This is a genomic window from Campylobacter concisus (assembly GCF_902460665.1).
Classification (GTDB): Bacteria; Campylobacterota; Campylobacteria; order Campylobacterales; family Campylobacteraceae; genus Campylobacter_A; species Campylobacter_A concisus_AL.
Map to the genome: position 1 here is coordinate 443639 of NZ_CABPUR010000002.1, position 12717 is coordinate 456355.

10 protein-coding genes and 2 pseudogenes are annotated in these 12717 nt (G+C 37.3%); all 12 read right to left on the bottom strand.

Translation table 11 applies throughout. From position 1 onward, the window contains the following. Positions 1 to 176 precede the first annotated feature (176 nt). The 12 genes and pseudogenes from F3G66_RS09800 to F3G66_RS05620 all read right to left on the bottom strand — a co-directional run bounded on the left by F3G66_RS09800 (position 177) and on the right by F3G66_RS05620 (position 12710). Positions 177 to 1376, bottom strand: a complete 1200-nt coding sequence (locus F3G66_RS09800) for a methyl-accepting chemotaxis protein (RefSeq protein WP_410470315.1) — start codon at positions 1374 to 1376, stop codon at positions 177 to 179. After that, positions 1359 to 2129: pseudogene (locus tag F3G66_RS09805) on the bottom strand (cache domain-containing protein); the annotation flags it as partial. The gene F3G66_RS09800 and the pseudogene F3G66_RS09805, both read right to left, overlap by 18 nt. A 196-nt stretch (positions 2130 to 2325) precedes the next feature. After that, complete coding sequence (locus tag F3G66_RS09810) at positions 2326 to 3258, bottom strand: methyl-accepting chemotaxis protein (protein ID WP_410470316.1); 933 nt, start codon at positions 3256 to 3258, stop codon at positions 2326 to 2328. A gap of 303 nt (positions 3259 to 3561) precedes the next feature. Next, positions 3562 to 4293: pseudogene (locus tag F3G66_RS09815) on the bottom strand (cache domain-containing protein); the annotation flags it as partial. A gap of 197 nt (positions 4294 to 4490) precedes the next feature. Beyond that, positions 4491 to 4913: an EamA family transporter gene (locus tag F3G66_RS05585; protein WP_149707410.1), complete on the bottom strand. Its 423-nt coding sequence runs from the start codon at positions 4911 to 4913 to the stop codon at positions 4491 to 4493. Between the two features lie 45 nt (positions 4914 to 4958). Next, positions 4959 to 5882, bottom strand: coding sequence for a Dyp-type peroxidase (locus F3G66_RS05590; protein ID WP_149707411.1), 924 nt, complete (start codon positions 5880 to 5882; stop codon positions 4959 to 4961). A gap of 20 nt (positions 5883 to 5902) precedes the next feature. Beyond that, entirely contained in the window at positions 5903 to 6598 is a 696-nt protein-coding gene (locus tag F3G66_RS05595; RefSeq protein ID WP_149707412.1) for a DUF4230 domain-containing protein, read from the bottom strand. A 101-nt stretch (positions 6599 to 6699) separates the two neighbouring features. Beyond that, on the bottom strand, positions 6700 to 7911 hold the full coding sequence (gene ilvA, locus F3G66_RS05600) for a threonine ammonia-lyase (protein WP_149707413.1): 1212 nt from the start codon (positions 7909 to 7911) through the stop codon (positions 6700 to 6702). A 22-nt stretch (positions 7912 to 7933) separates the two neighbouring features. Further along, complete coding sequence (gene trmA / locus F3G66_RS05605; protein WP_149707414.1) at positions 7934 to 9037, bottom strand: tRNA (uridine(54)-C5)-methyltransferase TrmA; 1104 nt, start codon at positions 9035 to 9037, stop codon at positions 7934 to 7936. A 2-nt stretch (positions 9038 to 9039) separates the two neighbouring features. Further along, positions 9040 to 10734, bottom strand: a complete 1695-nt coding sequence (locus F3G66_RS05610; protein ID WP_103593084.1) for a Na+/H+ antiporter NhaC family protein — start codon at positions 10732 to 10734, stop codon at positions 9040 to 9042. A gap of 9 nt (positions 10735 to 10743) precedes the next feature. Continuing rightward, on the bottom strand, positions 10744 to 11490 hold the full coding sequence (locus tag F3G66_RS05615) for an SDR family NAD(P)-dependent oxidoreductase (RefSeq protein ID WP_087578570.1): 747 nt from the start codon (positions 11488 to 11490) through the stop codon (positions 10744 to 10746). An 8-nt stretch (positions 11491 to 11498) separates the two neighbouring features. Then, positions 11499 to 12710 (bottom strand): ankyrin repeat domain-containing protein, encoded by a 1212-nt coding sequence (locus F3G66_RS05620; protein WP_149707415.1) that lies wholly within the window; start codon positions 12708 to 12710, stop codon positions 11499 to 11501. Positions 12711 to 12717 lie beyond the last annotated feature (7 nt).

Sequence of the window (12717 nt, forward strand, 5' to 3'; positions counted from 1 at the left end):
TAAAAATTTAACTAGCAATATCACTATAAAGCTATAAACATTAGATAATTTTTAAAAATTTTATTATATTTATAAAACAAAAAATAATTTTAAGATTAGAGATAAAAAGGAGTTATTTTCATCCTCAAATTTTGAGGATGAAATATTAATGAAATTTTAAATATCAAGCCACAAGATTAAAATTTATTCTTTTTAACATCAGCTACTATTGTCTTAGCCATTTCATCGATTTGGGCGGTGATTTCGTTCGTTGAGCTCACGATATCAACATTTTGCTTTGTAATGCTATCTATCTGGCTTACACTTTGATTTATCATATTTATGCCTTCGCTTTGCTCTCTGATGCTCTCACTCATCTCATTGATACTTTGAGTAAGTATATTTGCATTAGTTTCGATCTCGCCAAGTGACTTTTGAGTTCGCTCAGCTAGTTTTCTAACCTCATCCGCAACTACAGCAAAACCTCGTCCATGCTCACCAGCACGTGCTGCTTCGATAGCAGCGTTTAGAGCAAGTAGATTGGTTTGGTCGGCTATATCTCTAATAATAACGATGATGTTTTTAATCTCTTCAGATTGTTTTATAACATCTACAGTCTTTTGACTAATTGCACTCATTGAGCTGCTCATTTGCTCGATCGCAGCAGCACTTTCTTGGAGAGAATTTGCCTGTGTGCTAGCACCTTGAGTTACTTGCTTCATTGATGCATCTAAATTCTTGGCTTTTTCTTCTAAGAATTGTGCTTGTTTTAGATTAAACGCAAGCATATTAGCTATCTCTTCGCCAAGCTCGTTTGTTACTAGTTCGACATTGCCTTTGGCATCCAAAATTCTTGAAGTAAAATCAGAATTTCTAAAATCATTAAAAGTTTTTTGGATCATATTTAAATCGCTACCGACTCTTTTTTCCAAAACATCTAGCATTTTATTTAAGACATCTTTTAATTCAATTAGTTTTGGATTAGCTGGAACATCTACTATTCTTGCTTTTAAATTTCCATTTTCTATCGCCTTTGCAGTCTCAACAGATTGAGATACCACTCTAGAGTCTTGATCGGCATTGTCAAAAATTTTAGCAATATTATCATTTATTAGTTTGCTCATTACGCCAAATTCATCTTTTGTTGCCACCTTTGAAACAACTGGCTCTTTTATCTCAAAATTTAAAAATCTAAAGAAACTAACCAAAGCATCTGTAATAGTTTTAATAGGATTAAGCGATCTTTTTAACAAGAAATATACACTCAAAGATAAGACAACTATAAATATAAAGGCTAAAATAATCTGAACTTTTAAAATAGGCAAAGTATGCGAGCTAAAGATATTTTGATCCATTGCTGTTATTGCCAACCAACCTTTGTCATTTATCTCTAACATATAAGCATAGACATCTTCGCCTTTTGTATTTTTATATGCTATTAATCCATTTTCATCAAATTTCTTTTCATTATATTGTTTTATTAGACTCTTTGCGATCTCATGAGGTTTGCCGACTAATTCTTTATTTGGGTGCATTATAACGTTGCCATTTTGATCTGTAACAAAAGCATAGCTGTATTCAGTTTTACTAATTTGCGATATATTATTGCTCAATTCCTCAATAGACGCATCTATGCCCGTAACTCCAATATTTTTAATAGGTGCAGCAAAAGTTATAACCATCGCATTTAATGAAGCTGCCATGTATGGATCAGTATATATCGGTTTATTCTCGGCTTTAGCTTGTTTATACCATCCTCTAACTCTTGGATCATATCCAGCTTTATTTTGCCCATTTGATCTAAACATAGCCCCATCCTCATATCCAGCGTAAACAAGAGTGATCTCTTTTCCAGATATAGCTTTTGCTTGAGATAAAGCTAAATTTATACCATCAGCATTCATCGAGCCATCACTTTTCTCGCTTATCTTACTAAGAGTCTCAGCCATTTTCTCTATAGCATACTGATTATTGGTAAAAAAGCTATTTAGTGCGATTTTCACATCTTTTAAAATTTGCTTTTGAGTTTGTATTACTAACTCAATGGCTTTATCATGAGCTGTGTTATAGCTAGCTAAAGATATTAGCGAGAATGATATGAATAATGCCAGTATAAGCATTAAAGATATTTTGTTTGCAATTGATCGCATTTACTTTCCTTTTACAAAAATTTTTAAGGTGCAATTGTATATTTTTTATATTAAATAGTATTTAATAATATTAATTACAAAATAGTGATGTATACATTAAATAATAATTTTGAATTATTTTTTCATTTTAGATAGTTAAAGTAAGTGAGATAAAATTAGAATTTAGGGGAAACAGACCCCTAAATTCGGTCTAAGATTAAAATTTATTCTTTCTAACGTCAGCTACTATCGTCTTAGCCATGTCATCTATTTGGTCAGTAATCTCGTTTGTTGTACCAACAATATTAATATTTTGTTTTGTAATACTGTCGATCTGACTTACACTTTGATTTATCATATTTATACCTTCGCTTTGCTCTCTGATGCTCTCACTCATCTCATTGATACTTTGAGCTAGAACATTTGCATTAGCTTCGATCTCACCAAGTGACTTTTGAGTTCGCTCAGCTAGTTTTCTAACCTCGTCGGCAACTACGGCAAAGCCTCGTCCATGCTCACCAGCACGCGCTGCCTCGATAGCAGCGTTTAGAGCAAGTAGGTTGGTTTGATCGGCTATATCTCTAATAATAACGATGATGTTTTTAATCTCTTCGCTTTGTCTTGTTACGTCGCTAGCTTTTTGACTAATGGCGTTCATAGAACTGCTCATCTCTTCTATAGCAGCCGCGCTTTCTTGGATAGAGTCTGCTTGCTTATGGGCTCCGTCGGTTAGGGTTCTCATAGATTCTGCTAGGATTTTAGCTTTTTCTTCTAGAACCTGAGCTTCTTTTAAATTTTCCCTTAGCATATTGCTTACGGCGTCGCCCGCGCTTTGAAGGCCTACTATCATATCTCTTAGATCGCTTTCAAGCTCGGGTTTTAGCTCTAGCCTAGGAGTATAGTCGTTTTTATTATAAGAAGCTAAAACTACGGCTATGCCTTTTAAATTTTCAGAAATTGACGTAAAGAATTTATTTAACAGATCTTTTAACTGAACCAAAGCCGGGTTATTCGGAGTAGAGTTAATCTTAGCTCCCATGTGGCCTTTTATCATGAGATTTGCTATACCGTTCATCTCGTCTATTAAGGCGCTGTCTTTTTTAACGCCGTTAAGGACTTTTTCTATATTTTCGTTAATAGATTCGCTCATTCTGCCGAATTCGTCTTGCGTAGTTACTACTAGCTTTTCCGGAGCGTTAGGGGTTTCGTAGGTGATAAATTTAAACGCGTCTTCAAGCTTGGTTTGAATAGTCCTAATAGGGCTAAGAGATTTTTTAAGAAGAGTAAATACGATAGCCGAAAGTATGACTATAAAAGCTACGGCAAGGATTATTTGGGCTTTTAATAAAGGCAAGGTATTAGACGAAAAAGTATCCGCTCCGATAGCGGCTACGGCTAGCCAACCTTGATCATTTATAGGAAGAATTTTGGCAGTTACGTTTTCGCCTTTATAGTTAGTGTAAGGGATAAGTCCATTTTCGTCATATTTCTTTTCTGCATATTGTTTTGAGAGATATAGTGTAGACTCGACTGCTTTGCCAACATTATCTGGATTTGAGTGCATTAGCATTACACCATCTTTATTCATAACATAGACATAGCCGTATTTTGTTTTACCCATTTCGAGAATTTTTTTACTTAAAGCATCTATATTTAAATCAAGCCCCAAAACACCATCAAAATTTCCATTTTTATTTACTGGAGCGGCAAAACTAATTACTAAAGCGTTAAACATAGCAGCTTTATAAGGTTCGGTATAGATAGCACCATTTGCACTCTTTGCTGCTTTATACCAGCCTCTAGTTCTAGGATCGTAATTATCGGCTGGAGTTGTTTTAGTTCCATCTGATTGGAAAAAATGTCCATCACTCTCGCGACCATAAAAAATATTAGAAACTAGATGACTAACATTTTCTTTTTGCATTTTTGTTTTTTCCATGTACGAGTCATCATTATTTGGTGTTTGTGCTATATCTGAAGCATACTTTTTGGCAACTTCTAAATATTCTTCAAAAAAAGAATCCGTAGTAGCTTTGATGTCACTTAGAATCTGATCCTGGGTCTGGCTGACCAACTCTACTACCTTACTTTCCGCTGTATAGTAGCTGACTGCCGAAATAGCAGCAAACGAAATAACTAGCAATGAGATGATGATCATCGCTATCTTTGAAGTTATGGACTTCATCTTTCCTCCTTTAAAAAGTTAAAATCGCTTTAATTTATCGAAAAAGAATTAAAATTAGTATTAAATTTACCCTCTATTTAATGCTTTTTAAAAATTAATAAAGACATCTTGACAATTAAAAATTTTTGAATAAATTTTAGATTACAAAATACCATTAAATAAGATAGTTTTGTTTAGTCGGGTATATAAATAAATTTTTACTTGAAAATCAATAAAACAACACCTGAAATAATAAGACAAATAGCTAAAATTTCTTTTAAATTTAACCTCTCGCCAAGAAAGATAACAGCCAAAATAATAGCAAGTACAACGCTAAATTTATCAACCAGCGCCACTTGATAGACCTTACCAACTTGCATCGCTTTAAAATACATGAGCCACGAAAGCCCAGTTGCTATGCCACTTAATATGAGAAAGAGCCAGTTTTTGGGGCTTAATGAGCTTAATGGCTGCCATTTTTTAGCCACGCTTAAAAGCAAAACAAGCATCAAAATGACGACGATCGTTCTTATAAATGTCGCAAAATCGCTATCAATATCCTTTACACCAAGCTTTGCAAAGATCGCTGTAAGTGCAGCAAAAACAGCTGAAAGAGCTGCGTAAATAAACCACTCTGGCATTTTTATTTAAAATTTAAAAGGGCAAGTTGCCTCACCCATTTAAATTTAGCCCTCATAATCGCTTAACATATCAACTGTTGGCACAAAATATAAGGCACCAGTTACTGGCGTACTAAAGTCAAGTAGCCTATCTGAGTTGCCCTTTGGCTCGCCAATAAACATCTTTTTAAGCATAAGCTCAACCGTTGAAAACGTGCTCGCATAAGCGATAAAATAAGTGCCTGTTTTGCTACCTTCAGTAAATGGCATATTACCACGTACAACCTTTTTATCGTCTCCTACGTTTGCAGCAGCTGAGTGTGAATTTGTAGGTTTTACATCTTCGCTCATCTCGATGTCAAGCTCTTTTGAGCGACCTATTACCTTTTCTTGCTCACTTACGCTTGTAGCGTTCCACTCTTTCATATTGTGGAAATATTTTTGTACAAAAACGTAGCTGCCGCCTTTAAATTTAGCGTCCTCATCGCCAACTTTAGCAAAGAAATCTCTATCTTCGCCCTCAGGATTTTCAGTGCCATCAACAAAGCCTATTATCGCCCTACCGTCATGATACTTAAAGCCTTGTGTCTCGTCTGTAAGCTCTGCAAATTTAAAAAGCACAGCCTTTATCGCTTGAGCCATATCGAAGCAATCAGGTGCATTCAAAGCACGAATATGGATGTGGATATCGCCCTTTGTGCTAACAGCCTCGTGTTTATCGCCTTTTATCGCTTTAAAATTTACAAGCTCTTTTGGCAGATCTTTTGAAATTTCAAGCTTTTTCCAAGCATCGTGTCCGACGCCAAGGACACAGTTTACATTTTCGCCCGCGCCAAATCTAACCTTTGCAGTTTTGTTTAAATTTATAACCAAAGCACAAAGTCTAGCAAAACCCTCTTTGCACGCCTTTTTATCATCTTCTAAAACCCAAGTTTGAAAGACTGTGTTGTTGCCTGGTGTCTGCGTGACCTCTTGTGAATTTACGCTCATTTTTTCTCCTTTTTAAAGTTTTATGCGATATTTTCTAAATTTAGTTGCGAGCTTATCTGCTCATCATTATCGTCAAAGACAAACTCAACTTTGTTTGCGCCAAAGCTCTTAGCTATCGCTTCAAGCGTGTCGCGAGCTGATTTATGAATTTTACTTTGAAGCTGTGAGATAAGGCGGACACTCATCTTTTTGACTTCGTTTCTTGCCTCTTCGATTAGTCTATTTTTATCTTCTTCTGTAAATGTGCTACCAAAAAAGCCATTTAGCGAGTCAGGCAGCAAAAATGGTATAAATTTGCCGTTTTTCTCATCGTAAAATTTCATATCGGCGATCGAAAATTTATACTTGCATGGGGGCATCTTGATCTTGTAGCTAGAGTTTGCGATCTGCGTGATCTCGAGTTTTGGACTGGTTAGATCGTAGATGAAATTTATCTCAAACTCAAATATCATCGAAAGCTTCTTCTCACTTATAAGCCATCTTAGATACTCTTTGCCAAAATTTCCAAACGCATGATCGGTTTTTGTGACGATCTCTTTGCTATAAACTTGAAAAACAGATAGCTCGCCGATGCTTTTTAGCTGCGAAATTTCAGTGCTGACTGAGATATTTTCACTATCATCTTTTGCCTTTTTTAATGCCTTATTTGACCTATAAAATGCAAATGCCAAAACAGCTAGTAAGATAGCTAATATCAAATTTGCATATTCGCTCATTTTTTCTCCTTTAAAGCTTGCTATTTTAGCTTAAATTTGTAAAGCAAAAGGAATTTTAGCTTGTTTTTGCTATCTTGAAATCCACAAAATAGCAAAAATTTTTAAAACAATTGAGAAAATGAAAAACCACTTTTTTCAAGCACTTCTTTGATCTTTTCTTGATGCTCAAGACCCTTTGTCTCAAGCGTGATAGTGATGCTTGCATCGCCGTAGTCAAGCTTAGTAGAGAAGCGGTCGTAGTCGATCTTAACAATGTTTGCATTTGCTGATTTTAAGCTATCTGTTAGGCTCATGAGCGCTCCTGGCTTATCCACAAGTGTGATTTGCAAGGTCATCTTGCGGTGAGACTTGATAAGACCCTTTTCGATGATGATAGAAAGCACCTGTACGTCGATATTTCCGCCACTTAGCACCACGCCTATCTTTGCGCCTTTTTTAAATTTGATTTTATCATGCATAAGTGCTGCCACGCCAGCTGCGCCAGCTCCTTCTACAACGATCTTTTGAGTCTCTAGCAAAAACAAAATCGCAGTTGCGATCTCCTCATCATCAACTTGCACAAACTCATCAACGCACTCAATAATATTTGCTAATGTGATCTCGCTCGCATCACGCACAGCGATGCCATCAGCTATGGTGCGGACTGATTTTGAGTTTATGCTCTTTTTAGCACCGTAGCTATTAAACATCGCTGGAGCGCCTTTTGCACCGACACAGATTACTTTTGTCTTTGGATTGACCTGCTTTATACAACTTGCCACACCACTAGCTAATCCGCCTCCACCAACTGGGACGATGACTATATCAAGGTCGCTTATCTCATCAAGCATCTCAAGCCCCACAGTGCCTTGTCCTGCCATGACATACTCGTCGTTAAATGGGTGAACAAAGGTCATACCCTTATCTTTAGCGTAATTAACCGCAAAAGCGTACGCCTCATCGAAATTATCACCTTTTAAAATAACCTCTGCGCCAAGGTCTTTCGTACCAGCAACCTTTAGAAGCGGGGTTGATTCTGGCATGATGATACAAGCGTGTACGCCAAATTCTTTCGCGCTTATCGCTACGCCTTGAGCGTGGTTGCCAGCACTTGCAGCCACGACACCACGCTTTCTCTCTTCGTCGCTTAGGCTAGCTATTTTATTGTAAGCACCTCTTATCTTATATGCTCCGGTTCGTTGTAAATTTTCCTCTTTTAGATAGATGCTTGCACCCAAATTTTTACTAAGTTTCGCACTCAGAGCAAATGGAGTTTTATTTACAAAATGACCGATCGTGATCTTTGCTTGGATGATTTTATTTAGTGAAACCATTTTTTATTTTTCCTTTTTTAAATTATTCTTTTACCCTTAGTAGCACGCCACACTCGATATGGTGAGTATTTGCAAACTGATCAAAAGTGGCAAATTTTATCACTTTATGGCTTTTACAAAGCTCTTTTAAATTTTCTTTTAGAGTCTCTGGATTGCACGATATATAGATGATATTCTTAAAATTTTTGATGAAATTTACAACACTTTCGCTTAGTCCTGCACGAGGCGGATCAACAAGGACGTGAGAGAAGTTAAAGTCACTTAAATTTATATCCTTGAGCCTATTAAATTCCCTAACGCCAGCAAATGCGCTCATAAGCTCATCAGCATCCATTCGTAAAAATTTGATGTTTTTAGCCTTGTTTAGCTCACAGTTTTTAAGGGCATTTGCGATCGAGCTCTTTGAAATTTCAGTAGCAAGTATATTATTAAATTTAAACGAAAGCGGAATAGTAAAATTTCCATGTCCGCAGTAGAGCTCAAGGAGGTCAGCACCGCCTTGCACGCACTCTTTTGCCCAAGCAATCATCTTTTCATTTACGGCTCTATTTGGCTGAATAAAGGCATTCTCACTTAGGCTAAATTTATAAATTTCACCGCCAACGTCTAGCTCATCGATCAAATTTAGCTCACCACTTAGTAGCTTTTGCCCGCGAGATCTAGCAAGTATGGTGACATTAAGCTTGTTAGCTAAAATTTTCATAGCCGTTTCAAACTCGCCATCAAGCCTTTTATGATAAAGAAGTGTGACCAAAATACCGCTTTTACAAGAGATAAATTCCACTCCAAAAAGCTTTGCGCGCAGTATTTCACTCTCTTGCAAGTTATAAAGCAAGCTTGGCATAAGCTCTGAAATTTGCTCGCAAACCTTTGGACAATCATCTATAAAGACCTTTTTGCCCTTTTCGCTTGCATGCATCGTATAGCAAAGCTTTGTGCCTTCGTGCCAGACACCAAACTCAGCTCTTGTGCGGTAGTGCTTTGGTGTTGAGCTAAAAACATCAAACTCACCATCATAAAACTCTGAAAAATTTTGTTTTATAAGATCAGTTTTAAATAAAATTTGCTCATCATAAGGAGTAAAAAGAGTGCAAGAGCCGCACTCTTTTAAATAATTGCAATCCAAATTTATGCTTCTACTTTCTTTCCAACAAATCTAACTAGCGCCCAAATCGCTAAAAATCCGCAAGGAAGTGCGATCCAAACACTAAGACCAAGAGCAACTGGCAAGTAACCAACTAGCACACAAACCGCACAAACACTAAGTGCATAGACCATTTGAGTTGAGACGTGATCGATATGATTACATCCTGCGCCCATTGATGAAAGTATCGTAGTATCCGATATCGGTGAGCAGTGATCGCCAAAGATTGCGCCTGTAAGCACGCCTGAAATATTTACAATCATATATGCATGCATCGCATCACCCTCTAGTCCGTAGTTTTTGCCGACCGCATAGGCTAGCGGGATAGCAAGAGGCATTAAAATTCCCATTGTGCCATAGCTCGTTCCAGTTGAGAAGCTAATAAATGAACCAAGGATAAAAACAGCCACTGGCAGGATAAATTTAGGTGTTGAAGAGCTTAATAGATCAACCAAATATCTTGATGTGCCAAGCTCTTTGATAACAGCACTAAGGCTCCATGCAAGAAGCAAGATTACAACTGTAATTATCATAGTTTTCCAGCCTTTTACCCATGTGCTGATAGCCTCTTTTACGTCAAAAATTTTACGCCAAACACCCATTGTTATAGCTACGATACTAGCAAGTAGTGCTGCTTGAAATAGCGATGTAGCTGAGTCTGCTGCGCCAAAAGTATCTTTAAATGTAGAAAATGAAAGCGGATTAGCAAGTGCATTTTTAAGAGTATCGCCCTCAAGTGCAGCAAGACCACTAAAGTAAAAACTAGTAAATGCGCCAATGACCAGCACAAGAAGTGGCACAACAGCATTTGCAGCGCTTAATTTTACGCCCTCTTTTGGCTCAAGTGTTTTATCTTCAAGATCTTGGATTTGAGTTTTACCTGAGTGAAGCTCGCCTCTTCTAGCGCGTCTTTCAGCTAATAGCATTGGTCCGTATTCACGTTGCATCAAGGCTGTACAGACTATAAAAAATAAGATGAAGAGGTTGTAAAATCTATATGGAATTGTCTCGATAAATATAGAATAAGCGTTAATTCCAGTCTCTCCAACTAGCTCATAGCCCTTTTCGATGAGTGAAACCTCAAGACCAACCCATGTCGAGATGATAGCAATACCAGCGATCGGTGCTGCGGTAGCATCTATAATAAAAGCTAGCTTTTCGCGGCTTATTTTAAATTTATCACTTATTGGTCTCATAATTGGACCTACTATTAGAGCATTTGCATAGTCATCAAAAAATACAAAAATTCCCATCAGCCACGTTGAAATTTGAGCTGAAATGCCGCTCTTTGCCTTTTTGCTAAGCCAAAGAGCAACCGCCTTTGTACCACCCATTTTTGTGATAAGTGCGACCACACCACCGATACAAAGCACTTGAAGTAAAATTCCTGAGTCAGTCTTATCAGCCATTGATTCAACGACCCTTGAAACGATACCTGTAAAGCCTTTTACGATGCCCATAAAGATGTTTTCATTGATGATGTTTATGAGAAACGTTCCACTAAAAACACCTATAAATAGCGACAAGATGACGTCTTTTGTGATAAAAGCAAGTGCTATTGCCACAACAGGCGGTATAAGCGTGAATACGCCATAAATTTCAGCGTTTCTCTTTGCTACTTCTGGATCGACACCAAAAAGCGCAACGCTAAAAAAAAGTAATAATAAAATTTGTCTCACAAGAACTCCTTAAAATTTTTCTATCGCAAGTCCAGCCCAAGTCTGCGTGTTTGCCATGACTTCGACCCTGTTTATGTTGACACTTCCAGGCATATTTAGACAATTTACCAAAATCGTCGCGATATCCTCAGACGTGATGAAATTTGTGTTTTCATAAAGACTATCCGCTTTTGCCTTATCTCCTCTAAACCTAACCTCGCTAAATTCAGTCTTACAAAGCCCCGGCTCGATATTTGTCACCCTGATATTTGTACCGACTAGATCGTTTCTTAAATTTAGGCTAAACTGCTTCACAAAGGCCTTTGTAGCACCATAAACGTTACTTCCAGGATATGGCCATGAGCCAGCTGTCGAGCCAATATTAAAGATATAGCCCTTTTCTTGCTTATAAAGTAGTGGCAAAACCGCCTTTGTTGAGTAGATAAGACCCTTGACGTTGGTGTCTATCATCGCCTCAAAGTCCTCTACCTTCGCATCTATCGTCTTCTCAAGCCCAAGCGCCATACCAGCGTTATTTACAAGCACTTCGATATCCTTAAATTTATCAGGCAAGCTCTCAACCGCTTTAAAAACAGCCTCTTTGTCGCGTATGTCAGCTACGATGATATGCGTATCGCCAAGCTCGCTTGCAAGCTTCTTTAGCCTATCTTCTCGCCTTGCAAGAGCGACTATCTTGTAGCCCTCTTTTGAGAGTCTTCTAGCGATCGCCTCGCCAAATCCAGATGTTGCACCGGTTACAAAAGCTGTCTTTTTCATGATTTTTCCTAATTGAAATTTGGTTTTAAACCCAAATTTTCTAAAAATTTGATCGTCTTTTCGTTTTGTTCTTTCATGGCATAGTCAAGCGCGTTAAATCCAGCGTCATCAGTGGCGTTAATATCAGCACCATTATCCATCAAAAGCTTTAAAATTTCTGGCGTTGCGTGAGCTGCTGCATGCATAAAAACGCTTCTATTTGTATGCTCTAGACCACATGTATCTTCAACCTGCGTCATACCCAAATTTATCATATTCATCTTGGTATTTTCATCTATGTAGCTCTCGTTGGCATTGGCACCATTTTTTAGCAAAAGCTCGCAAAGTGGCTTATCGCTAAACTGCACAGCATAAAAAAGTACACTTTTTCCAAAGAAATTTTTGTGATTTACATCGGCTTTATTTGCAAGTAAAATTTTTACGTTTTCTATATTTTTTAAAGCAAAAAATAGCGGTGTCTCATCACCCAAATTTACATCGGCCCCACGCCTTATAATCTCTTTTATCATGTCACTACTTTTTTCGTTTAAAAGTGCGATATTAAGCAAATTTGTAAGCTCAGCGGTACTGAAATTTTTCGAGTAGAGCAAATTTGCCAGTTCATCGAAATTTATCCTTTGAGCCATCATATTTTGCTCAGGTGTTAAAATTTTAGCTTTATTTACATTTTTGCCGACGCCAAAAGTCAAAAACTCATTTACCAAACTAGTTGCGTAGTAAGCAGCACTTGGTGTATCAAGTCCCAGGCTTTCATAAAATTTCACAAGCGGAGTTTGAGCGTTTTTGTAAGCTTCGATAAATTTTTTATATTTTAAAAAATTAAATAAGCTCTCGTTTGCCCAGTATCTAAGATACTCCATTCTAGCGTCTTTTTCACCCTCAGCAACCTCTGGTTTTGCAAGCTCTTTTTGATAAAGCTCAGGTGCGAATGATGCTTTTAGTAAAAGCCATCTAAACTTGTTTAAATTTTCTTTATAAACTCTATCACCAACGCAACTTTGAGACTCACTTCTCACAGCCATACTCGCCTCAAAAAGCTCTTTTACCTCTTTTAAATTTAAAAGTGAGCCATCACAATAAAATAGCCCCTCATTCGCATAAGCAAGATCGTTTGGAGTAGTTTTAAAGCTCTCTTTTTTGGCAAGATCACTGCACTCTAAAGCGTGTAAATTTACCAAAGAACAAACGCTAAAAAAGAGAAAAAAAACTACTTTTTTCATCAAAGCT

Excerpts from the sequence above, each read along its gene's own strand:
- F3G66_RS09810 (WP_410470316.1), bottom strand. The coding sequence starts at position 3,258 with ATGAGCGAATCTATTAACGAAAATATAGAAAAAGTCCTTAACGGCGTT.
- F3G66_RS05595 (WP_149707412.1), bottom strand. The coding sequence starts at position 6,598 with ATGAGCGAATATGCAAATTTGATATTAGCTATCTTACTAGCTGTTTTG.
- F3G66_RS05615 (WP_087578570.1), bottom strand. The coding sequence starts at position 11,490 with ATGAAAAAGACAGCTTTTGTAACCGGTGCAACATCTGGATTTGGCGAG.
- F3G66_RS05590 (WP_149707411.1), bottom strand. The coding sequence starts at position 5,882 with ATGAGCGTAAATTCACAAGAGGTCACGCAGACACCAGGCAACAACACA.
- F3G66_RS05585 (WP_149707410.1), bottom strand. The coding sequence starts at position 4,913 with ATGCCAGAGTGGTTTATTTACGCAGCTCTTTCAGCTGTTTTTGCTGCA.
- F3G66_RS05620 (WP_149707415.1), bottom strand. The coding sequence starts at position 12,710 with ATGAAAAAAGTAGTTTTTTTTCTCTTTTTTAGCGTTTGTTCTTTGGTA.
- ilvA (WP_149707413.1), bottom strand. The coding sequence starts at position 7,911 with ATGGTTTCACTAAATAAAATCATCCAAGCAAAGATCACGATCGGTCAT.
- F3G66_RS09800 (WP_410470315.1), bottom strand. The coding sequence starts at position 1,376 with ATGTTAGAGATAAATGACAAAGGTTGGTTGGCAATAACAGCAATGGAT.